The sequence below is a fragment of the Flavobacterium sp. FlaQc-48 genome (genome assembly GCF_044007335.1).
In the GTDB taxonomy this organism is placed as follows: domain Bacteria; phylum Bacteroidota; class Bacteroidia; order Flavobacteriales; family Flavobacteriaceae; genus Flavobacterium.
In genome coordinates, this window is the sequence record NZ_JBIPCR010000006.1 from 246,736 (window position 1) to 270,753 (window position 24,018).

Below are 24,018 nucleotides of genomic sequence, written 5' to 3' on the forward strand. Positions count from 1 at the left end.
ATTCCGGATGTACTAAGAAAATTATCTGCATTTCCCGCAATCCAAATTTAATGCCAAGATTCCTGTTAAATATTTTATGACCAAAAAAACATTTAAGCGACATCCCGTTTTACCCTATAAATGATATAAGCAAATTTAAATTATTATTAAAAGTAAACTTAAATTATCTTATACCACTTACCAGGACAAAAAACTAAAAAGTGTATATTTTTAAAGGGGTAACGCAAAAATCCAATTTTATATCCGATTCAAAGATATCTTCAATTTGATTTTCGGCTTCATAAAAAGAAAGCCCAATTTTGATGGTTTCCGGTTTACATTCGGATAAAAATTTATCATAAAAACCTTTTCCGTAACCTATGCGATTTCCAAAAACATCAAAAGCCAGGAGCGGCACAAATACAACATCAATATTAGAGGTTGGAACTTGCAAACCATTTACAGGTTCCGGAATATTATATTCGTTTTTTTTTATTCTGGTATTATCTGTCAATAAAAAATGAGTCATTCCCGTGGTTTCAAAATCACTTTTCGAAACTACAATTTCTTTATCTTTTCCGGAAAGCAAATGCAAAACATATTCGGTATTGACTTCTTTTTGTTCCTCAATAGGAAGGAAAACATGATAATACGTTTTATCCCATACCGCTAATTGAATTAAATTATTGGCTATCGCCAGACTCTTTTCTTCAATAGCATCAGTGGTTAATTGTTTTCGGAGGTTTTTATAGTGCAGTCGTAATTCTTTTTTATTCGTCGGCATTTTCAGAGCTGTTTTTAGACATGTGATAAATTGCATCCCCTTCGTACACGATTGGCGAGTGGTTCGCATTGATTACAAAGCCGTCGTGCGGTGCTTTTACTTTCTGTTCAAATTTACCAAACGGATCTGTAATGATGGCCAGAATAGAACCTTTCGTTACATATTTTCCAATCAGATTATAATCGTGCAGCAAACCGGAACATTTAGCACGCAGCCAAACTGAATTTTTAATGTAAATTGATGGATCTACAGCATATTCGACTACTTGTTTTGGATCAAGCATATTCAGATAATGCAGCAAACGCTTTACTCCCATCACGCCTTCATTGGCAATTACATTATTAATATCCAATGATTTTCCGCCTTCAAAAAGTAACATTTTAATATTGGCTTTTTCGCAAGTATTCCTAAAAGAGCCGTTTATATTTTTAGAGTATAAAGTAAAAGGCGCGTTAAAAACATCTGCCAGAACTTTCAACTCGGGATTATTTTCGGTAATTCGAATTTGCGGTGCATTAAACCGGCTGGCGCCACCGGCATGAAAATCGACGGCATAATCTATAATCGGTAAAACTTCGGCCACAATATGGTAGGCAAAACGACTGGCCAGAGAACCTTTTTTGCTTCCGGGAAAAACGCGGTTTAAATCTCTTCCGTCAGGAAACTCACGGGATTTATTCACAAAACCGTACATATTGATAATCGGAATACAAATAATAGTTCCTTTTGCAGGGCGATTGATTTTTTTACTGATAATCTGACGAACGATTTCGACACCGTTAATTTCGTCACCATGAATTCCGGCTGAGAATAAAACGACAGGGCCTTCGATTTTTGACCGACGAACAATAACCGGAATATTCAGTTTAGTGGTTGTATGTAACCTCGCAATTTCAACGTTTATTGTTTTGTTTTCTCCGGGCAAAATCGATTCGCCAAAAATAACCAGGGGGGTACTATTTTTCATGTAGAATTATAAAATCTAAATATAGAAATTATTCTTTTGATTTCGTAAATTTGAAACTAAATCAGTGTTAAGCTTTTTTTCTGAAATCAAAATGATTTTTAAAAATGCTTTTCAGCTATCTTCAGAAATAAAGCAGCATGCAAAAACCGTCCTTAGATCTTCAAATTCAGACTTTACCAGACAATCCTGGTGTATATCAATATTACGATAAAGAAGGGAAGATCTTATATGTTGGAAAAGCCAAAAATTTAAAAAAAAGAGTTTCCTCTTACTTCAATAAAATTCACGACACGGCCAAAACAAATGTACTGGTTAAAAAAATCGTAACCATAAAGCACATTGTCGTTCCTACCGAAACCGATGCGCTTTTGTTAGAAAACAACTTAATCAAAACCTTGCAGCCAAGATATAATGTGTTGCTTCGTGACGATAAAAGTTACCCCTGGATTTGTATTAAAAGAGAACCTTTTTCAAGAATATTTTCGACCAGACGAATGGTCAAAGACGGATCTGAATATTTTGGTCCCTACACCAGTTTCAAAACAGTACATACGATTCTGGAATTAATCAAGGAATTGTATCCGTTGCGAACCTGCAATTATGATTTAAGTAAATCAAATATCGATTCAGGTAAATTCAAAGTTTGTCTGGAGTATCATATTGGCAATTGCAAAGGTCCCTGCGAAGGTTTGGAACCGTTGGAAGAATACCAAAGACAAGTTGATGCGATCCGTGAAATCCTGAAAGGAAATTTCAAGGAAAGTATGAAAGATTTTAAACGTTTGATGACACAATATGCACAGGATTTGCGTTTTGAAGAAGCTCAGAAAATCAAAGAAAAAATCGAAGTGCTTGAAAATTACCAATCGCGATCTACGATTGTAAATCCAAAAATCACCAATATTGATGTTTTCTCGATTGTTTCTGATGAAAGTGCCGCTTATGTCAACTTTCTTCAAATTTCGCATGGATCAATTATTCGTTCCCATACTTTAGAGATGAAGAAAAAACTGGATGAAACGGATGAGGAATTATTAGAACTTGCCATTATAGAATTACGTGAACGTTTTCAGTTACTTTCAAAAGAAATCATTGTTCCTTTTGAAATCGATCTGGGCGAAAACATCAAAACAACCGTTCCGCAACTCGGAGATAAAAAACAGATTTTAGATTTATCGATACGAAACGCTAAGTTTTACAGAATTGAACAGTTGAAACAATTGCAGATCGTAGATCCGGACAGGCATACTAACCGCATCATGGCGCAAATGCAAAAAGATTTGCGTTTACCAACTGAGCCCCGACATATAGAATGTTTTGACAACTCAAACATCCAGGGAACAAATCCGGTTGCAGCCTGTGTTGTATTTAAAGACGGAAAACCAAGCAAAAGAGATTATCGCCATTTTAATGTAAAAACCGTCGAAGGTCCGGACGATTTTGCTTCGATGACTGAAATTGTGTACCGTCGTTACAAAAGATTATTAGACGAAAATGAGCCATTACCGCAACTTATTATAATTGACGGTGGTAAAGGACAGCTTTCGGCTGCCTTAAAAAGTATTGACGCATTAGAACTAAGAGGAAAAATTGCCATTATTGGGATCGCTAAACGTCTTGAGGAATTATTTTATCCTGGAGATTCGATTCCGTTATATTTAGATAAAAAATCTGAAACCTTAAAAGTAATTCAGCAGTTACGAAACGAAGCCCACCGATTTGGAATCACTTTTCATCGGGATAAACGAAGTAAAGCAGCACTGAATTCCTCGGTTGAAAGCATTCCCGGAATAGGCGAAAAAACAATGCTTTCGTTAATACAACATTTCAAAAGTGTTAAAAGATTAAAATTAGCTACCGAAAAAGAAATATCAGAGGTCATAGGAGTATCAAAAGCCAAAAAAATTGTCGACTTTTACAAAACCAATTCGTAATCTTTTATGCGCCTAAATCAGCTGTCCACTTTAAATACACGGTCAAAAGGATTCTACTCTAAATTGATAGCGGTCAGAACTATTTGGGGCGTGCCATTACTATTTTTAATACTTTTTTTATTCAGTTTACAGAATACTTTCGCACAGGATAAGAAACAAGACAGCATCAAAAGACCCAAAATTGGATTGGTTTTAAGCGGTGGTGGTGCAAAAGGATTTGCACACATTGGTGTTTTAAAAGTTCTGGAAGAAGCCGGGATTAAAATTGATTATATTGGCGGAACCAGCATGGGATCTGTAATAGGAGGACTTTATGCATCAGGTTATAATGCTTCTCAAATAGATTCTATTTTCAAAAGAACCAACTTCGACGAATTAATTAACGATTATATTCCGCGTTCCTCCAAAAACTTTTATGGCAAAAAAAATGATGAATTATACGCTATCGTTCTGCCTTTTAGCAATTTTAGAATTGGTATCCCCGAAGCGCTTTCAAAAGGAATGTACAATTATAATTTATTAAGCAGCCTCACAAGAAATGTACGCCACGTAAGAGATTTCAATAAACTCCCAACTCCATTTTTATGTATAGGTACTAATATCGAAACCGGAGAGGAAGTTTTGCTTAATAAAGGAAACCTCGTTCAGGCTATGATGGCGAGTGCCGCTTTTCCTTCGCTTTTTACTCCTGTAGAAATCGATGGCAATTTACTGGTAGACGGAGGTGTTGTTAATAATTATCCCATACAGGAAGTTCGTAATCTTGGTGCCGATATTATTATTGGGGTCGATGTTCAGGATGATTTAATGAAAAGAAAAAACCTTAAAAATGCTACCCGGATTTTGGTTCAGATTACCAATCTGCAATCGATCGATAAAATGAAAAACAAAATAAAAGATACCGATGTTTATATAAAACCGGACATACGTGATTATGGCGTTATTTCATTTGATAAGGGGGAACAAATCATTAGAAAAGGTGAAGAAGCTGCTTTTGCGGTTTATGAAAAAATCAAAGGATTAGTGAATGAAGACAATTTCTACAAAAAACCAAAACTAAAAATAGCGACTGATACTTTAGAAATTAAAAAGATAAATAGCGACCACTTAGAAAATTATACCCGGGAATACATTCGTGGAAAGCTTCGCTTTAAACCGGAAAGTACCATTACTTATGATGATCTTAAAACAGGAATCAACAATCTGAATGCGACACAAAACTTCAGTACTATTTCGTATTGTTTACAACCAGACGGAAAACAAGATGATCTTGATCTGGTCTTAAGGGAAAATCCAACACAAACTTTTTTAAAACTTGGCTTACATTACGATGGCTTATACAAAAGTGCTATTTTATTAAATCTTACCCATAAAAAGACCTTTCTAAAAAACGACGTGACATCGCTGGATATTATTTTGGGGGATAATTTCAGATACGATTTAAACTATTATGTTGAGAATGGATTTAATATTAGTTTTGGTTTCAGGTCCCGGTTAAATCAATTTAATCGAAATGTTACTACAAGCATCAGCAATTTAAAAACAGAAAATCCAAATGTGAATTTGATTAATGTTGACTTTTTAGATGTTACCAATCAGGCCTATTTTCAAACTATTTTTGTCCAAAAATTTTTAATGGGCGGAGGTCTGGAATACAAATACCTAAAAATAAACTCACCAACGCTTTCGAACACAGAAAATATTATTGAGAAAAGTAATTACTTCAGCGTTTTTGGATATCTGAAATATGATTCTTTTGATAATAAATATTACCCACATTCCGGATTGTATTTTTCCGGAGATGTCCAGACTTATTTAGCTTCATCAGATTATACCCAACAGTTTAAACCTTTCTCAATCGCAAAGGCCGAAATTGCTTTTGCCAAAACTTTATTTAAAAAAGCAACCATCAAAGTTGGCACCGATGCCGGGTTTAATATCGGCAGTGACAGCGTTCCGTTTTTTGATTTTATATTTGGAGGTTACGGCTACAGCAAAATCAACAATTTCAATTATTTTTACGGATATGACTTTCTAAGTATCGCCGGAAATAGTTTCATAAAAACTGACATTACTTTAGATTATGAAATTTTCAAAAAGAATCACGTTAATCTTTCTGCAAATTTCGCCAACTTAGGAGATGACATTTTTACTACTGTCGATTGGATCTCAATGCCTAAATATTCAGGATATGCTGTTGGTTATGGATTAGAAACTATAATAGGTCCAATCGAGATCAAACAATCCTGGTCGCCGGAAACGTCAAAAAGCTTTACGTGGTTTAGTATCGGATTTATGTTTTAATCTGATTTTTTATAAATATTTTATGTTATAAATAATATAATATGTAATTTTGATCAATAAAAATTACGACATTTGTTATAATGAAAACAAAATGGACAGGTTTATTAGAGCATCTTCAATTCCTTATCAAGAGAAATCCTGAATAAAGCTACCGAATTGAGATAATGAGTCAATTACAAAAATTGAGCTGATTATCTGTTCACACAATTCAAATTTTTCGAATTATCTAATTTACAAATTATCTAATAGAAAAGCCATGCCATTATATCATAAACTCGGAGACTTTCCACAAAAAAGACACACCCAATTCGAAAAACCTAACGGAGGTTTCTATTACGAACAACTGTTTGGTACCGAAGGTTTTCACGGGCATTCATCACTGTCCTACCATGTTCACAGACCTACACAGGTCAAAGAAATTTTAAATTCTTACTCAGTTGAACCTAAAATTGCAATTGGAAAGAACATAAAATCATTACTTTTTAAAGGTTTTGAATTAAAACCGGAAAATGACTTTCTGGACAGCCGCAAAGCCATGTTAGTCAACAAAGACTGCATCATTGGACTGGCCGCTCCAAAAGAATCACTTCGAAATTATTTCTATAAAAATGCCGATGCCGATGAAATGCTTTTCATCCATAAAGGAAAAGGAAAGCTAAGAACCATGTTAGGAAATATTCCCTTTGAATATGGCGATTACCTTATTATTCCACGTGGCATTATTTACCAAATAGAATTTGAAACAGAAGAAAACCGACTTTTTTATGTTGAGTCTTATTCTCCTTTTTATACTCCAAAACGTTATAAAAACCAATCCGGTCAGCATTTAGAGCATTCGCCATTTTGCGAACGTGATTTTATTTTGCCAAACGAATTGGAAACGCACGACGAAAAAGGCGATTTTTTAATTAAAATCAAAAAAGAAGGTATGATTCACGAAGTGGTTTATGCCACACATCCTTTTGACGTTGTGGGTTGGGATGGCTATAACTTTCCATACGGATTCTCTATTCATAATTTTGAACCTATAACGGGACGCGTGCACCAGCCACCACCAGTGCATCAAACTTTTGAAACGGCTACTTTTGTCGTTTGTTCATTCTGCCCAAGACTTTACGATTATCATCCGAAAGCAATTCCGGCGCCTTACAATCACAGCAATATAGATTCTGACGAAGTACTGTATTATGTTGATGGTGATTTTATGAGCCGTAATAATATTGAGCAAGGCCATATCACATTACATCCAAAAGGAATTCCACACGGTCCCGCACCAGGTGCAATGGAGCGTAGTATTGGACATAAAGAAACCCACGAATTAGCCGTAATGGTTGATACTTTCCGTCCGCTTATGGTTACAGAAGAAGCAATGGGTCTTGATGACGGGCAATATTATAAGTCCTGGACTGAATAAGTTTATGCATCGATCTAACCGCAAAGTTCGCAAGGACTTTACGCAAAGATCGCTATAATCAACTTTGCGAACTTTGCGATTTTTACTTAGCGCTCTTTGCGGTAAAAAACAAATCTTAAAAACATTTCGGTTCAATCAATTAAACGATTAACCGATTAAACAAATAAACACAATGAGTAAAGAAGTTAAATCAGTAGAATACGGATTAGAAAAAATCTTCGAAGGAGCACAAGATTTCCTTCCATTATTAGGAACCGACTATGTAGAATTCTATGTCGGAAATGCAAAACAATCTGCACATTATTATAAAACTGCATTTGGATATCAGTCACTGGCTTATGCCGGGTTAGAAACCGGAGTAAGAGACAGAGCCTCTTATGTTTTGAAACAAGACAAAATCAGAATAGTTTTAACAACACCATTATCACAGGATTCACCAATTCACGAACATCTTAAAAAACATGGTGATGGAGTAAAAGTCGCTGCTCTTTGGGTTGAAGATGCCAGAAGCGCTTACGAGGAAACGATGAAACGCGGTGCCCGTTCGTTTATGGAACCCACTGTAGAATCAGATGAATTTGGAGAAGTGGTTCGTTCCGGAATTTACACTTATGGAGAAACAGTACATATATTTGTAGAAAGAAAAAATTACAATGGTGTTTTCCTTCCAGGTTATAAAGAATGGAAATCAGACTACAATCCGGAACCAACAGGATTAAAATACATTGATCACATGGTTGGAAATGTAGGCTGGAACGAAATGAATACCTGGGTAAAATTCTACGAAGAGGTAATGGGGTTTGTGAATTTCCTGTCGTTTGATGACAAACAAATCACCACAGAATATTCTGCTTTGATGAGTAAAGTAATGTCTAACGGAAACGGAAGAATTAAATTTCCAATCAACGAACCAGCCGAAGGAAAGAAAAAATCACAAATCGAAGAATATCTGGATTTCTACGGCGGACCCGGAATCCAGCATATTGCCATTGCAACTGACGATATTATTAAAACAGTATCGCAATTGAAAGCACGCGGAGTTGAATTTTTATCTGCACCACCTCACACCTACTACCAGGCAATTCCTGAAAGATTAGGAGTACACATGGATATGATGAAAGAAGATATTAATGAAATTGAAAAGTTAGCCATTATGGTCGATGCCGACGAAGATGGGTACTTATTACAAATATTTACAAAACCGGTTCAGGACAGACCAACATTATTTTTTGAAATTATTCAAAGAATGGGAGCTAAAGGATTTGGCGCAGGGAACTTTAAAGCCCTTTTTGAGTCAATTGAAAGAGAGCAGGAATTGAGAGGAACATTGTAAAATCGCAATATTTTTACATTAAATCGAAAAATTCTCTGTAAAGTGATGCTTTTTATGCAAATGTTATGTTAAACTTGCTTTTTGCTATTTATTTTTTGAACTTTCTGCATATCTTTGCACTCGCAAATCAAGAAGGGGTGGTTTCCTTCTGAATTGATATAAATTTCATAATTTATAGTTTTTTGGTTAGTTAATAGCATAAAAACTCAGTCATTCCTTGACTGAGTTTTTTTGTTTTGGTACATTTGGAATAGAATTTGCATTTATTTATCTTTATAATGAAATGTAAAAATTGTACTATGAAAAAATTAGTCCTACTCATATTAGTTCTCACGACACTTAGTTTCGATACTCAAAAGGAAGATGCTTTTGATACCGGAGAATACTTCAAATTCAGAATTCATTACGGAATTGTAAACGCAGGGTACGCGACACTCGAAATAAAAGACGCCACCATAAACAATAAAAAAGTGTTTCATGCCGTGGGTAAAGGTTACACAACCGGAATGTCAAAATTTTTCTTTAAAGTCGAAGATTTATACGAAAGTTATTTTGACAAACAAACCGGAGAGCCGTACCGCTATGTTCGAAAAATTGATGAAGGAGGTTACACAAAAAATCAGGAAGGTTTTTTTAACCAAAGCGAAAACAGAATTTTAGTAAAAGATTACAAACGTAAAACAGAAAAGACTATTGTTTTAACAGATAATGTCCAGGACATTATTTCGTCTTTTTATTACTTAAGAAATCATCCCAATATTGATAAACTTAAATCCGGGGAAGCCATTACAATTGACATGTTTTTTGATGAAGAAATCACAAAATTTAAGTTAAAGTATGTAGGTCGTCAGGATATTACAACTAAATTTGGAACCGTTTCTACAATGATGTTCAAACCTTTGGTACAAACCGGAAGAGTTTTTAAAGAAAAAGAAAGCGTAACACTTTGGATAACAGACGATGACAACAAAGTTCCAATTAGAATAAAAGCAGATCTTGCTGTAGGGTCACTTAAAGCAGATCTCGATGAATACAAAGGATTAAAAAATCCATTTAAAGTAAAAAAATAATGAATCTTACTGATAATTCAGAATCAATTTTAAAAGAAATTGACCTTAAATTCCAAGCTATTAATCAAAAAACTGATGTTCAGTTAGAAGGATTGCTTTGGTCAAAACCAATTACGTATTGGGATTATATTCAAACTGACGCTCTTTTAAATTTACAAATACAACGTACTACGCTTCCGGATGAAATGGTCTTTATTATGTATCATCAGGTAAACGAATTAATTTTTAAAATGATTTTGTGGGAAATTGACCAGATTGCAGACACGCAAAACATTCAGGTTGATTTTTTCAGTGAGAGATTATCAAGAATTACGCGATATTTCGACATGCTTACCAATTCGTTTAGTATTATGGAAAACGGAATGGAAGTAGATCAGTATATGAAATTCAGAAACACCCTAACTCCTGCAAGTGGTTTTCAAAGTGCCCAATACAGACTGATTGAATTTGCTTCGACAGACGTTATTAATTTAACCGATCGAAGATACAAAGCAAATTTTGACGAAAATACAGATTTAGAAACCACTTTCGAACATTTGTATTGGCAGGCTGCCGGAAAAGATTATCACACGGGCGAGAAATCCTACCTGCTTCAGGAATTCGAAAACAAATATAAAGATCAGTTTTTGAGACAGATGTCTACTTTTAAAACAAAAAACATCTGGCAAAAATTCACCCAGTTACCCGAAAAAGACCAACAAAGCGACGAACTTATCCAGGCGATGCGTCATTACGACAAAACCGTAAATATTACCTGGGTTATGCAGCACCTTAATACTGCAAGAAAATATATTCTGGAAAGCGGAAAAGGAAACGGCGAAGCTACAGGCGGAAGTGACTGGCAAAAATATATGCATCCAAAATACCAAAGACGCATCTTTTTTCCTAAATTGTGGACCGAAGAAGAATTGTCCAATTGGGGAAATGAAGCAACCGCTTAATTTTCTTAAAAATTTTAAAAGTTTGAAAAAAGCATTCGTACTTATAATACTTTTATTCTCAGTATTTTCATGCAATAAAACCGAGGAAAAAGTAGCACCTAAAATCAGCAAGCCCAAGACCAAAAAGGTAGAATTTGGGTTTAATTATACTGACTTTAATGTTGTTAATGACACTATAAAAAAAGGAGATTCTTTCGGGTCGATCATACAAAGCCAAAATATCGGGGACAAAAAAGTCTATGATATTGTAGAGCAAATAAAAGACACTTTTGATGTACGCACCATTCGCTACAACAAACCTTATACTATACTTAGATCAAAAAATAAGACAAACAAACTACAGGTTTTTATTTATCAGCCCAATCCGCTAACGTATTATGTAGTCGATTTCAGGGACAGCATTGCAAAAGCATATAAAAAAATAAAACCGGTTACCTTAAAACGCAAAATTATTGGCGGGGTTTTAAAAAGCTCATTATCTGAAACCTTAGGAAACGAAAGTGTTGAAACGGCACTCGCCAGCAGAATTACAAAAGTATTCTCGTGGTCGATTGACTTTTTTAAACTTAAAAAAGGAGATCGCTACGGCTTAATTTTTACGGAACGTTTTATAAACGGCAAAACATATGATGGCGTTGAAGATCTTGAAGCGGCATTTTTTGAATACAAAGGTAAGATCGTATATGCCTTTCCATTTGAGAAAGACACGCTTTCAGGCAAAGTAGAATACTATGATGATGAAGGAAAAACATTAAAGAATTTCTTCCTGAAAACGCCCATTAAATTTAGCCGGATCACATCCCGATTTACAGCCAACAGATTTCACCCTGTACAGCATACCTGGAAAGCACACAAAGGAACTGACTATGCTGCTCCAACCGGAACACCAATTTCAACTACTGCATCAGGAGTTGTTGAAGCAACCGGATATACAGCCGGAAACGGAAACTTCGTAAAAGTAAAACACAACGGAACCTACTCTACGCAATATTTACACATGTCCAGAATTTTAGTTAAAAGAGGACAAAGAGTTACACAAGGACAAACTATAGGATTAGTTGGAAGTACCGGACTGGCAACAGGCCCTCATGTTTGCTACCGTTTTTGGAAAAACGGTGTACAGGTTGATGCACTTCGCCTTAACTTACCAACCGGAGAATCCCTGACAGGATCAGACAAAAACCGCTTCATGAAACAAATGGAGCCGTTGAAAAGAGAACTGGACAGTATTGGAAACTTGTAATTTCATACAGAAAAAGAAAAATGAAAAACGCACGTCTTAAAGCAATTTATAATGAAACTTTTTCAGGTTTAAGACTATATTACAGAGACACGAATTTATCTAAAAACTTAATTTTAAATTATAAAGTTGGACAAATCATTCAGGAGAAAGGTTTTACCGACATGACTTCTATGGGCGGCGGCCTTTCTGGTAATTTGCGGTATTTAATTGCGAGTGCACATCCAAAAGATTTATCAAAATTTAATCCTGATTCAGCAAAAACGGGTCATTTTCTTTTAGATACTATTGCGTATTTTAAAGTATTGGATATTCAGAAAATCGGAGGCAAAACACAAGTTTTTCTTTTAAATATTCCAGACAATTCCATTTCACTTTTTAAAAATTCATCTTCAAACTTAGAAGAAGAAATTATAGAAAAAGCACGGAAAAAATTTAGCGATAAAATCAACTCCAGTTTAATTCCGGAACTACAAACCGAAGGCTGGAAAGAGAGAACAAAATCGCCTATTGGAATGAATGAAAATGGAGAAATGTATTTTGATGATGCTAAAATAAAAACTGAAACACCAAAAAGAATAGAAATTAATGCTGCCAGAAAAACTATTGAAGTCGACAAAAAACCCTGGTGGAAGATTTGGCAGATCCTTTTTTTCTAAAAACCAACATTTACCAAATCACATCAGTTTAATGAAACAAACTTTATTGATACTCTCATCAGCATTAGTATTTGGATGTTCTAATCCGCAGGCTTTTGTTTTAAATGATACAAAGGAGAATAAATATTTCGTTTTACAATCTGTCAATCGTGCATTTGAAGAAGATCAAATTGAAAAATCTCCTTTAATTGTAATAAACGGAATTCCCTTTAAATACAACAAAAAACAAGACACCATATTATTGCCTTTCAAAAAATCTGACATTATAAGTGTGAACTTTTTAAACAAAAACAGCAGCCGCATAATATATAATGAAAAAGAAAATGGCGGTGCTATTATAATATCCACACGAATTCAGGGTGAATAATCCCATAAAACGTTTTCGTAACTAATTGTTATATAATCGTGAACCTTTCAGGTATTAAAAGTTATTTCAGTATTTTTGTTTTTCTAAAAAACAAAATCTTCAATATAAAATACAAATGGCTTTAAACACAACAAACCCAACCGGGACTGAAGCGTGGAAAAATCTGCAGAATCATTATAACGCAATTCACGAAACGACAATACAGGAATTATTTCAGCAAGACGCTAACCGTGTTGAAAAATTCAATTTACAATGGAATGACTTTTTAGTTGACTATTCTAAAAACAATATTAGTCAGGAAACCATTTCTCTTTTATTAGAATTGGCAAATTCAATTGGACTGAAAGATGCGATTGCTCAATATTTTGGCGGGGAAATAATCAACCAAACAGAAAACAGAGCTGTTTTACATACCGCTTTGCGTGCTCCGGAATCATCCGTTATTAAAGTCGATGGCGAAAATGTAATTCCGGAAGTTTACGAAGTAAAAAATAAAATCAAACAATTCAGTCACGAAGTTATTTCAGGAGAAAGAAAAGGTTTTACCGGAAAAGCTTTTACTGATGTTGTCAATATTGGCATTGGAGGCTCTGACCTTGGACCTGTTATGGCAGTTGAAGCGTTACAATTTTACAAGAATCATTTAAACGTTCATTTTGTTTCCAATGTTGATGGTGATCACGTAAACGAAATAATCAAAAAATTAAATCCGGAAACAACACTTTTTGTAATTGTTTCTAAAACTTTTACCACCCAGGAAACTTTAACCAATTCTGAAACTATCAAAGAGTGGTTTTTAAAATCAGCTTCACAGCAAGATATCGCAAAACAATTCGTTGCCGTTTCTACCAATATTCAAAAAGTAACCGAATTCGGGATTAATCCTGACAACGTTTTTCCAATGTGGGACTGGGTTGGAGGAAGATTTTCATTATGGAGCGCCGTTGGATTAAGTATTAGTTTAGCAATTGGTTTTGACAATTACAATCAATTATTAGTTGGAGCCCATGAAACGGACGAACATTTTAAAGCTACAGAATTTGACGAAAACATTCCGGTAATTTTAGCTTTACTAAGCGTTTGGTATAACAATTTCTTTGGTGCCGAAAGTGAAGCTTTAATTCCTTACACACAATATCTACAGAAACTGGCTCCTTATTTGCAACAAGCAACTATGGAAAGTAACGGAAAAAGTGTTGGCCGCGACGGAAAGCCGGTAAATTACCAAACCGGAACTATTATCTGGGGAGAACCCGGAACGAATTCACAACATGCTTTTTTTCAATTGATTCACCAGGGAACAAAATTAATCCCAACTGATTTTATTGGATTCGTAAAACCTCTATACGGAAACGAAGATCATCATGATAAATTAATGTCTAACTTTTTTGCTCAGACTGAGGCTTTAATGAACGGTAAGACTGCAGCACAGGTTCAGGCTGAATTTGCTAAACAAGGACTGCCTGCTGAAAAAGCTGCTTACTTATCCCCTTTTAAAGTTTTTACAGGAAACAAACCCACCAATACAATCTTAATTCAAAAGTTAACCCCAAAAAGCTTAGGATCTTTAATCGCCTTATACGAACACAAAATATTTGTTCAGGGGGTTATCTGGAATATTTTTAGTTTTGACCAATGGGGAGTAGAACTTGGAAAGCAACTGGCCAATTCTATTTTAGAGGAAATTAATACCAAAACAGTAAAAGATCACGACAGTTCCACTTCATTTTTGTTAAATCATTTTTTGAAGCACAAATAATTTTTTTTCGAAAAAATCACAACTTGCTGAAACGTCTTAATTTAAACACAAATTAAGGCGTTTTTTCGTATAAAAATATCTCCAAAACCACTTAATGTGCTGATTATTGCAAGTTTAGCACTACAGGACAATTTAAATATTTACGATTTTAACAAAATAGCACTACAATTATTCAAAAGATCGTTATTTTCTTTAATGAAAAAAGAAAAAATCATTTTAATACGCAACAGATTAGACAAAACTTATTTTTCTTAACATTTTGATAACACTATCTGATTTAATTGTTATAATTTTGCCAAAAACAATAAACTAATAACAAATGAAGACAATGAAAAATTGGTTACTCACTGGACTATTGTTCATGATAGTTTCAACCGCATTTTCTCAAGGAAAAATTACAGGTATGATTACCGACGGCGTGGCTTCACTGCCGGGAGCAAATGTAGCGATCAAAGGATCTACAGTTGCTACTTCTACGGATTTTGATGGTAAGTTCACTATCGATGCAAAAACTAGTACAGGAGAAATCGTTATTTCTTACTTAGGTTTCGAAAATCAAACCATTAAATTTACAGTAGCTAGCGGTTCAACTACGAATTTAGGAAAAATTACTTTAGTATCTAATTCTAATGAATTAAGTGAAATTGTTGTAAAAAGCGGTGTTGTAGATATAGCAAGAGACAGAAAAACTCCTGTTGCTGTTTCTACTATAAAAGCGGCTGAAATTCAGGAGAAATTAGGTTCTCAGGAATTGCCTGAAATTTTAAAAAACACTCCATCTGTATATGCTTCGAAAGCAGGAGGCGGATATGGAGATTCAAGAATTGCTATTCGTGGATTTGATCAAAAAAACGTTGCCGTTATGGTTAATGGTATTCCAATCAATGACATGGAAAACAGTGCTGTTTTCTGGAGTAACTGGGCAGGTTTATCTGATGTAACTTCTGCAGTTCAAGTACAAAGAGGTCTTGGAGCTTCTAAACTGGCTATTTCTTCAGTAGGAGGAACAATCAATTTTGTTACAAAAACGTCTGACATGAAAGAAGGCGGATCTGTTTCATCTAGTTTTGGTAATGACAACTACTTAAAAGCACAAGCATCTTACAACACAGGAGTAATGAAAAACGGACTTTCAGCTTCTGTTTTATTTAGCAGAACTGAAGGAAACGGATATGTTGACGGAACTCAATTTGAAGGATACAACTATTACGTTGCATTTGGATATAAGGCAAGCGACAAACATAGTTTTCAATTCACATTTACAGGAGCGCCTCAATGGCACGATCAAAGATCAACTTCTCCTCTATTAAGTGATTTCTTAAAATACGGAAGTGACGGTAAAACACCAAACATAAAATACAACTCTGATTGGGGGATGAGAAACGGTGAAGAATATAATTTGAAAACAAATTATTATCACAAACCAGTTATGTCTCTAAACTGGGATTATGACATCAACGAAACAACAAAACTATCTACTGTTGTTTACGGTTCATGGGGTCGTGGTGGTGGAACTACTACTAACGGTGGTATTAAAGGAAACAATGCTTATTCAACCAATAATTCACTAAGAAATGCAGATGGAACAATTAATTTTGATTTAATCCAAAATTGGAACTCTGGAAAACCAACTACATTAGGTACAAGAACAGCTACTAATGGACAATACCAAAATAGTTCTGCTTCAGGAAGTGCTACAGTGACAAACACTGGTATCACAGAAATAGCTTCAGTTAACTCTCACAACTGGTATGGTGGTGTTATTAACTTGGACAAAAAAATTTCTGACAAATTTACTTTAGACTTTGGTGTTGAAGGAAGAACTTACAAAGGGATTCACTATCAAAACTTAATCGATTTATTTGGAGCAACAAACTACAGAGATGCTACAAATGTTAATGCAAATCCAAATCCAGGGTATTTTAGCACTACTTATGCGCCAAGACCAAGCGGAAATCCATTTGCAAGCACTGATTACCAAGAAAGAGTTAACTACTGGAATGACAGTGAAGTAAATTACTATGGTGCATTTACACAATTAGAATATTCAAGTGGCAACTTTACAGCTTTCCTTCAAGGAGCAGTTTCTCAACAAGGATACAAAAGAATCGATCATTTTAAATACTTAACAACAAATCCACTTTCTGAAACTGATTTCAAAAACATATCTGGTGGAGATATTAAAGTTGGTGCAAACTACAACATTAACGAACAACATAATGTATTTGCAAATGCTGGTATGTATTCAAAACAACCATTCTTTAATGCTGTTTTCCCTAATAATGCTTCTATTATCAACGATAATCTTACAAACGAAAAAATTAAAGCGGTAGAACTAGGTTATGGTTTCCGCTCTGGAATTTTCAATGCAAACTTAAATGCTTATTATACGAGTTGGGATGATAGATTTACAACTTCAACTGATGCTGATGCAGCAACTAATCCAGGAGGTTTTTATACATTCTCAGGTGTTAATGAAACACACAAAGGTATAGAGCTAGATATGAATGCAAGATTATTTGAAAAGTTAAAACTAAACGCTATGATTTCTGTTGGAGATTACAAATATAAAGGTAATGCAACCAGCAACCGTTTTGATGCCTCAAACAATCCAATATCAGGCGGATCTGCTCAAACATTATACTTAGATGGAGTAAAAGTTGGAAACAACGCTCAAACTACAGTAGCCGTTGGAGCAGCTTACGAAGTTTTAAATGGTTTAAATGTTGATGCTAACCTAAACTATAGTGAAAAATTATATGGTAATATTAGCCCAGTTAACTTTTTAAGTGCAACTAATAAAGGTGCATTAGAATTACCTGGTTTTGCTACTACAGATGCTGGTGTATCTTATAAACTTAGATTTGGAGCTAACAAAAGCAACGCATTTAATTTCAGATTAAACGTTAACAACGTATTTGACAAAGTTTTTATTAATGAGTCATTTACAAATGTTTTTGCTGATGATATCAAAACACCTGCAGTAGGAACTACTCCAGCAGTTACTTATGCACAAGCAGGAGCTTTGTATAATGGAATTGCTACAGGTAATAAAGTTTACTTCGGTTACGGAAGAACTTGGAACTTTACATTCCGTTACGATTTCTAATATTTAGAATCTAAATAAATACCAAAAACGGCATTGACTTTTAGTCTGATGCCGTTTTTTTTATACCCTTTTTTGCTATATTTGTTTTAACAAAAAAAATAATTTATGTACAATTTTATACAAAAATTGCATTCTGGCTGGGCTTATTTAGCACTATTACTTTTATTAATTGCAGTCGTAAATGCTATAATCGGACTTAGTTCTAAAAAAGACTTTACCCCTAAAGATCGCAAAATTGCCTTGTTTGCCTTAATTGGAACCCATACTCAGTTATTAATTGGAATAATTCTTTATTTCGTATCTCCATTTGGAAAAGCGGCCTTTGGACAAATGTCTAATGCTGAACTACGATTAACATCATTAGAACACCCATTAATCAACCTGATAGCTATTGCCCTAATTACTATTGGATGGTCTAAACATAAAAAACTAATTAATAGCGAAGCTAAATTTAAGACTTTTGCTATCTATTACGGAATCGGATTATTACTTATTTTAAGCAGAATCCCATGGAACCTTTGGTTGTAAAAACCAATAAAAGCCCTAAACTTTAGGGCTTTTTTTATCTCGGCATATTATTTGTACAAACTCCCCAAGTCTGAAAAAAAATAAAACATGAGAAGTAAAAAATATATTATACTTACTACGCTTACCATAACTTTTTTAAGTTGTTTTACTTATGTCATAAGTCAAACAAAACCAGTAACAGAACCTAAACCTAAAATCACTCAGGATACAGTAAAAATTGTAAAACCAGATATACTTGCCATTCCAACTGATTCTGTTTTCACTGACAAAGGTTTAAAACTAAAGCCTTATAAAAAGAATGCACATGCTTCTTACTACGCTGACCGGTTTAACGGAAAAAAAACAGCCAGCGGAATTCGATTCAACAATAGTAAATATACTGCAGCACACAAAAAACTACCTTTTGGAACCCGAATAAAAGTAACAAATGAAGCAAACGGAAAATTTGTCATCGTTAAAGTTACAGATCGTGGTCCGTTTGTCAAAACAAGAGAACTTGATTTATCCAAAAGAGCTTTTATGGAAATCACCAAAAACAAAGGTGCAGGTGCTATGAAAGTTACTATTGAAACCATTATAGAGTAATAAAAAATCCCGCAATTGCGGGATTTTTTATTTTAAACAAACTTTCTAATACTCATTATAATTCCGGTATGAATACCTTCATGATAATTATTAAAATCCAGTGCCCCGTTTATATTTTTCAGCGTAAAGCCTAAACTGGTTGTGTATTCATTATAGTTGACAAAAAGAGTATCTTCAAAATCCTTCACGGTCTGATCCAACGTGGTCAATAAAAAGGATCTTATTTCGTCAACTTCAGCCTGAGAAACATTACCTTCAGGCTTGGTTCCTTTTCTGTATTTTGCAATAAATTCTTCAGAAACCAGGGTTGGCAGACCTGATAATTTATAAATCAAAACCTGTTGTGACGAGATGCAATGTGCAATATTCCAAATCAGGTTATTACTAAATCCTGATGGAATTTTGTTCAATTGTTCTAGCGAATGATGGTCTAAAACCTTTAGGAGAATTTCTCTAATGGTTTTCTGTACTTCAAAAACTGAATTCATAATTTTATTTTTTTTTCTAAAATTAGGCAATTTTCAGTTTTAAATGAATTTTCTTTGTAGTCTCTTAAATTTAAAGATCATGAACAAAATATACTATTTAGCTTCTTGCGATACCTGCCGAAAAATTATTAAAAGCCTGCCAAAAGACAATAATCTTGTTTTTCACGACATTAAACAAAATCCAATTACTGAAACAGAACTGGAGGAAATGTATCAGCTTGCAGGAAGTTATGAGGCTTTGTTTAGCAAGAAAGCACAATTATACAAATCAATGGATTTGAAAAACAAATCTTTGACTGAAGCGGATTATAAAAAATACATTTTAGAACATTACACTTTTTTAAGCCGTCCGGTTTTTATTATTGATGGTAAAATTTATATTGGCAACACCCAGCCTGTAACATTGCAGGTAATGAAAGCTTTAGAACAATAAAGCTTTAAAGCATACAGGTTTGTGCGTTAGGGATAGAAGCGGAAATCCTTTTTTTGAGCTTTTTCTGCTCAAAAAAAGATTGGGAGCGGATAGCCCGACCGGAGGGAACGCCCAAATGAAAATTTTGACGCTAAAAAAGTTAGAATAGCACTCATTAAATTGGTCTGAATTTGTGCAATTTGTAGCGAAAAAACTTTAAGTTGTTCAGCATAAAACAGATTAGTGATTTACAGCCCAACACTGCAAAGTTTTATTTATCTTTGCGCCTTTATACTCAATTATATGATACAATCTATGACAGGGTTTGGCAAAGCTTCTTTGCAATTGCCTACAAAAAAAATTACCGTTGAAGTAAAATCCTTAAATAGTAAAGGTTTAGATCTAAACGTAAGAATGCCGTCGCTTTATCGCGAAATGGAATTAGGTTTAAGAACCCAAATCTCTACGAAACTTGAAAGAGGAAAGATTGATTTCGGGATTTACATTGAAAGTACTTCTGAACAGACTTCGACCAAAGTAAATGTACCTGTTGTAAAAAACTACATTGCCCAGCTTAAGGAAGTTTATCCGGATGCCGATGAAACAGAATTAATGAAAATGGCCGTTCGTATGCCTGATACGCTAAAAACGGAACGTGAGGAAATCGATGAAAACGACTGGGAACAAATTCAGGTGATCATTGAAGAAGCATTACAAAATATACTGACTTTTAGAAAAGACGAAGGAGAATCCCTTGAAAAAGAATTCAACCTAAGAATTGGGAATATCCGCCAATATATGAATGACGCTTTGGCTCTTGATCCGGAACGTGTTCAGGCTATTAAGGATCGTTTGCAAACTGCAATATCAGAATTGAAAGTGAATGTTGACGAAAATCGTTTTGAACAGGAGTTGATTTATTACTTAGAGAAACTGGATATTACGGAGGAAAAAGTGCGTTTAACAAATCATTTAGATTATTTTTTAGAAACTATAAAAGGCACTGAAGCTAATGGCCGTAAGCTAGGTTTTATAACTCAGGAAATGGGTCGCGAGATCAATACTATGGGTTCTAAATCGAATCATGCCCAAATGCAGAAACTGGTGGTGATGATGAAGGATGAATTGGAAAAGATTAAAGAACAGGTTTTGAACGTGTTGTAAACGCAATACGCTTTACGCTGTAGGCTACAGCAGAAAAACGAAACGAATAAAAGCTTAAAGCATATTGCTTAAAGCCTAAAGCATAAAGAATGAACAAAGGAAAATTAATTGTTTTCTCAGCACCCTCAGGATCAGGAAAAACAACTATAGTAAAACATTTACTAGGGAAAGAAGATTTAAATTTAGAATTTTCGATCTCAGCCGCTTCACGCGACCCACGCGGAGAAGAGGAACACGGAAAAGATTATTATTTTATTTCGCTTGAAGAATTCAAAAAGCACATTAAAGCCGAAAATTTCCTGGAATGGGAAGAAGTATATCGTGATAATTTTTACGGTACTTTAAAAGCCGAAATTGAACGTATCTGGGCTTTAGGCAAAAACGTAATTTTTGACATTGATGTAGCCGGCGGATTGCGTATCAAACACAAATTTCCAGAGCAAACTTTAGCCGTTTTTGTAAAACCTCCGAGTGTGGATGAACTTAAACGAAGATTAAAAGAGCGTTCTACAGAAAGTGATGACAAAATCAATATGCGAATTGCAAAAGCATCAGTTGAACTGGCAACAGCACCACAGTTTGATACGATTATCAAAAACTACGACCTGGATACTGCAAAAGAAGAAGCTTACCAATTAGTGAAAGAGTTCGTAAATAAATAATTTTATTACACAAAGATTCACTAAGAAAAGCCCGGAGATACGCAAAATTTTATACTTACTTTGTGCACCTTTGCGAAAACTTCGCGAATCTCTGTGAAACAAAACGCTATATGAAAATAGGTCTTTATTTCGGAACGTATAATCCCATTCATGTTGGTCATTTGATCATTGCCAATCACATGGCCGAGTTTGCCGACTTAGATCAGATCTGGATGGTCGTTACGCCACACAATCCGTTAAAAAAGAAAGCAACTTTATTAGACGATCATCAACGTTTGCAAATGGTTTATCTGGCTACAGAAGATTATCCTAAAATCAGGCCTTCGGATATTGAATTCAAATTACCTCAGCCTAACTATACAGTAAATACTCTGGTTCATTTGCATGAAAAGTATCCCACTCATGATTTCTCCTTAATTATGGGCGAAGACAATTTGAAAACGCTTCATAAATGGAAAAACTACGAGGTGATTCTGGATCATTATGACATTTATGTTTATCCGAGAATTACCGAAGAGGAGGAAAATATTGAATTAAAGTCGCATCCGAGAGTTCATATTATTGATGCCCCAATTGTAGAGATTTCGTCTACTTTTATTCGAAACAGTATTAAGGAAGGGAAAAATATCCAGCCGCTTTTGCCTCCAAAAGTCTGGGAATATATTGATCACAATAATTTTTATAAGAAATAAAAATCACACAGTCTGTCATTCCCCGGAATAATAAACAGAATATAAAAAAAGCCTGAATTTTAAATTCAGGCTTTTTAAGTTTTAAAGTGTTACGCTAATTTGAGTTTTAACTCTGGACCTGATATCGCTCAAAGCCAAATCAACCAAAAGTTTTCCGTCTCTGAAAACTTCTTTCAATTCACCTTGTTTTTCTTCTTCCCAGGAAACATTATCCGTTAAATGATATACACCATCAATTAAGTCAATTTTCATCAATCCTTTGGCTGATTTTTTAGTTCCGTCATCTGTGATTGGATCTTTGAAGATCGCTCTTCCTTCTCCGTCAACTTCTCCGTATGTTGCTTTCATGGCAAAACCAAAAGTATCCCTGGTATTGTATTGGTACGTGAATGAACCTATTCCTAAAACCACATTTGTAGAAGCAAACCCTTTTTCTTTTAATCTTTCGCAAATCTGAGTCGCTCTTGCCACCGTTATACTATCACCATAAATAGCCCCAATTTGAGGGATCAGCTCTTTATATCCTTTTGCATTAGTTGTACCTCCAAAAACATCCCAAAGCAGTTCAATCACGCCTTTCTTCTCTTGTTCTGTTTTTCCGTTTGGATTTCCGCAGATAATATCAACCGGATCTCCACTGTCAGGACGAATAACCACTTTACCTTCTCTTGCTACAATATCTTCCTTTAATCGTGGTAAATATTCGGTTAAAACTTTCCATAAATCCCAGGTATCAGAAACGATAGATACAATTCCTTTTGGATATACCTCAGTCACTAATCTTTTAAAAGTTTCACATTCTCCTTCAGTAGTCCCCATACACATTACAGAATGCTCCGTTGCGGCAACTGAACCTGCAATTAACTCTTTATCAGAATTGGCATTGTAATAGTCTTCGAAAAAATCAATCACCGGAATCGTGTCTGAACCCGTAAAACTCAACAAATGTCCTGCTGCAGAAGTGATTGCTGCTTCTATTCCGCCCATTCCTCTCATAGAGAAATCATGTGCCTGCCAATCTACAAATTCCGGTACAGAAGAAGTCTGATCAGCATATTTGTCTAATACTTTTCTATATTCTTTAGCAATTGTTGCCGAGTTACAAGGCAGCCAAACCACCGCAGAAAGCAACGTTTCGAAATAATTCGTCAGCCAGAAAAATTCCGGAATCGTATTGTACATCGTAAACATTGGTACTCTTAAAGGAACGCTTGCTCCTTCCGGCAGGGCTTTAAAAACCATCGGGATATATCCTAAATCGTGTAAATCTTCGATATGCTTGGTACCCACCTGGTTTTCGCCTAAATAATTATTAATTCTTCGGGCATATTTTTTAACTACTTCTTCTTTTGGCTGTTTGAAGAAATCAGCATCAAAATCATGAATGATATATTTTTTGATGAAATATTGCAATCCGAAAAATACCACCTCATCAATACCTTCAATTCTTGATTTTCTGGGTGTCCAGTTAGAATATACTAATGTGGTTTTGTCCGGGTATTGTCTTCTGTGGTCAACTTTGTAACCATCGGTTAATAATAGTGGGTTCATATATTTTAATTATTTAAAAATTTTCATAGTCATTTTGTTTCACCAAGATTTACAGAGAATCGCAAAGGTTTAATTT

At 34.7% G+C, this 24,018-nt stretch carries 21 protein-coding genes; 17 read left to right on the forward strand and 4 right to left on the reverse strand.

From position 1 onward, the window contains the following. Positions 1 to 193 precede the first annotated feature (193 nt). On the reverse strand, positions 194 to 763 hold the full coding sequence (locus ACHRWY_RS12430) for a 5-formyltetrahydrofolate cyclo-ligase (RefSeq protein ID WP_395354969.1): 570 nt from the start codon (positions 761 to 763) through the stop codon (positions 194 to 196). After that, positions 750 to 1,730, reverse strand: coding sequence for a succinylglutamate desuccinylase/aspartoacylase family protein (locus ACHRWY_RS12435; protein WP_395354970.1), 981 nt, complete (start codon positions 1,728 to 1,730; stop codon positions 750 to 752). Before ACHRWY_RS12435 ends, ACHRWY_RS12430 begins: the two co-directional genes overlap by 14 nt. A gap of 137 nt (positions 1,731 to 1,867) precedes the next feature. Here ACHRWY_RS12435 and uvrC point away from each other — a divergent pair, with 137 nt between their 5' ends. The 13 genes from uvrC to ACHRWY_RS12500 all read left to right on the forward strand — a co-directional run bounded on the left by uvrC (position 1,868) and on the right by ACHRWY_RS12500 (position 18,973). Beyond that, positions 1,868 to 3,664 carry an excinuclease ABC subunit UvrC gene (gene uvrC / locus ACHRWY_RS12440; protein WP_395354971.1) on the forward strand — a complete coding sequence of 599 codons (1,797 nt, stop codon included), beginning with the start codon at positions 1,868 to 1,870 and terminating at the stop codon, positions 3,662 to 3,664. Between the two features lie 90 nt (positions 3,665 to 3,754). Next, a complete protein-coding gene (locus tag ACHRWY_RS12445; protein ID WP_395354973.1) occupies positions 3,755 to 5,968 on the forward strand; it encodes a patatin-like phospholipase family protein in 2,214 nt (737 codons plus the stop codon). 256 nt (positions 5,969 to 6,224) lie between these two features. Beyond that, positions 6,225 to 7,382, forward strand: coding sequence for a homogentisate 1,2-dioxygenase (locus ACHRWY_RS12450; RefSeq protein WP_095953875.1), 1,158 nt, complete (start codon positions 6,225 to 6,227; stop codon positions 7,380 to 7,382). 172 nt (positions 7,383 to 7,554) lie between these two features. Further along, complete coding sequence (gene hppD / locus ACHRWY_RS12455; RefSeq protein WP_395354975.1) at positions 7,555 to 8,715, forward strand: 4-hydroxyphenylpyruvate dioxygenase; 1,161 nt, start codon at positions 7,555 to 7,557, stop codon at positions 8,713 to 8,715. Between the two features lie 299 nt (positions 8,716 to 9,014). Next, on the forward strand, positions 9,015 to 9,785 hold the full coding sequence (locus tag ACHRWY_RS12460; protein WP_395354976.1) for a DUF3108 domain-containing protein: 771 nt from the start codon (positions 9,015 to 9,017) through the stop codon (positions 9,783 to 9,785). Further along, the gene (locus ACHRWY_RS12465; protein WP_395354977.1) at positions 9,785 to 10,726 is read left to right on the forward strand and encodes a tryptophan 2,3-dioxygenase family protein; all 942 of its coding nucleotides are present in this window, start codon (positions 9,785 to 9,787) and stop codon (positions 10,724 to 10,726) included. Before ACHRWY_RS12460 ends, ACHRWY_RS12465 begins: the two co-directional genes overlap by 1 nt. Before the next feature lie 22 nt (positions 10,727 to 10,748). Then, entirely contained in the window at positions 10,749 to 11,969 is a 1,221-nt protein-coding gene (locus ACHRWY_RS12470) for a peptidoglycan DD-metalloendopeptidase family protein (RefSeq protein ID WP_395354979.1), read from the forward strand. 20 nt (positions 11,970 to 11,989) lie between these two features. After that, positions 11,990 to 12,625 (forward strand): hypothetical protein, encoded by a 636-nt coding sequence (locus tag ACHRWY_RS12475; RefSeq protein ID WP_395354980.1) that lies wholly within the window; start codon positions 11,990 to 11,992, stop codon positions 12,623 to 12,625. Positions 12,626 to 12,656: 31 nt separating this feature from the next. Beyond that, positions 12,657 to 12,992: a hypothetical protein gene (locus ACHRWY_RS12480; RefSeq protein WP_395354982.1), complete on the forward strand. Its 336-nt coding sequence runs from the start codon at positions 12,657 to 12,659 to the stop codon at positions 12,990 to 12,992. A 115-nt stretch (positions 12,993 to 13,107) separates the two neighbouring features. After that, positions 13,108 to 14,751 carry a glucose-6-phosphate isomerase gene (gene pgi, locus ACHRWY_RS12485; RefSeq protein ID WP_395354983.1) on the forward strand — a complete coding sequence of 548 codons (1,644 nt, stop codon included), beginning with the start codon at positions 13,108 to 13,110 and terminating at the stop codon, positions 14,749 to 14,751. A gap of 319 nt (positions 14,752 to 15,070) precedes the next feature. Then, positions 15,071 to 17,860, forward strand: coding sequence for a TonB-dependent receptor (locus ACHRWY_RS12490; RefSeq protein WP_395354984.1), 2,790 nt, complete (start codon positions 15,071 to 15,073; stop codon positions 17,858 to 17,860). 105 nt (positions 17,861 to 17,965) lie between these two features. Continuing rightward, a complete protein-coding gene (locus ACHRWY_RS12495) occupies positions 17,966 to 18,388 on the forward strand; it encodes a hypothetical protein (protein WP_395354986.1) in 423 nt (140 codons plus the stop codon). A gap of 87 nt (positions 18,389 to 18,475) precedes the next feature. Next, entirely contained in the window at positions 18,476 to 18,973 is a 498-nt protein-coding gene (locus tag ACHRWY_RS12500) for a septal ring lytic transglycosylase RlpA family protein (protein WP_395354987.1), read from the forward strand. A gap of 32 nt (positions 18,974 to 19,005) precedes the next feature. Here the strand turns inward: ACHRWY_RS12500 and ACHRWY_RS12505 are convergent, their stop codons facing one another. Beyond that, positions 19,006 to 19,461: a DinB family protein gene (locus ACHRWY_RS12505; RefSeq protein ID WP_395354989.1), complete on the reverse strand. Its 456-nt coding sequence runs from the start codon at positions 19,459 to 19,461 to the stop codon at positions 19,006 to 19,008. A 79-nt stretch (positions 19,462 to 19,540) separates the two neighbouring features. Here ACHRWY_RS12505 and ACHRWY_RS12510 point away from each other — a divergent pair, with 79 nt between their 5' ends. The 4 genes from ACHRWY_RS12510 (at position 19,541) to nadD (ending at position 22,391) form a co-directional block, all read left to right on the forward strand. Further along, positions 19,541 to 19,894, forward strand: coding sequence for an arsenate reductase family protein (locus ACHRWY_RS12510; protein WP_395354990.1), 354 nt, complete (start codon positions 19,541 to 19,543; stop codon positions 19,892 to 19,894). A gap of 282 nt (positions 19,895 to 20,176) precedes the next feature. Further along, the gene (locus ACHRWY_RS12515) at positions 20,177 to 21,037 is read left to right on the forward strand and encodes a YicC/YloC family endoribonuclease (RefSeq protein WP_041518608.1); all 861 of its coding nucleotides are present in this window, start codon (positions 20,177 to 20,179) and stop codon (positions 21,035 to 21,037) included. A gap of 89 nt (positions 21,038 to 21,126) precedes the next feature. After that, complete coding sequence (gene gmk, locus ACHRWY_RS12520; protein ID WP_395354991.1) at positions 21,127 to 21,699, forward strand: guanylate kinase; 573 nt, start codon at positions 21,127 to 21,129, stop codon at positions 21,697 to 21,699. 110 nt (positions 21,700 to 21,809) lie between these two features. Then, the gene (gene nadD / locus ACHRWY_RS12525) at positions 21,810 to 22,391 is read left to right on the forward strand and encodes a nicotinate (nicotinamide) nucleotide adenylyltransferase (protein WP_395354993.1); all 582 of its coding nucleotides are present in this window, start codon (positions 21,810 to 21,812) and stop codon (positions 22,389 to 22,391) included. 81 nt (positions 22,392 to 22,472) lie between these two features. Here nadD and ACHRWY_RS12530 read toward each other — a convergent pair whose 3' ends face one another. Continuing rightward, a complete protein-coding gene (locus tag ACHRWY_RS12530; protein ID WP_395354994.1) occupies positions 22,473 to 23,942 on the reverse strand; it encodes a nicotinate phosphoribosyltransferase in 1,470 nt (489 codons plus the stop codon). Positions 23,943 to 24,018 lie beyond the last annotated feature (76 nt).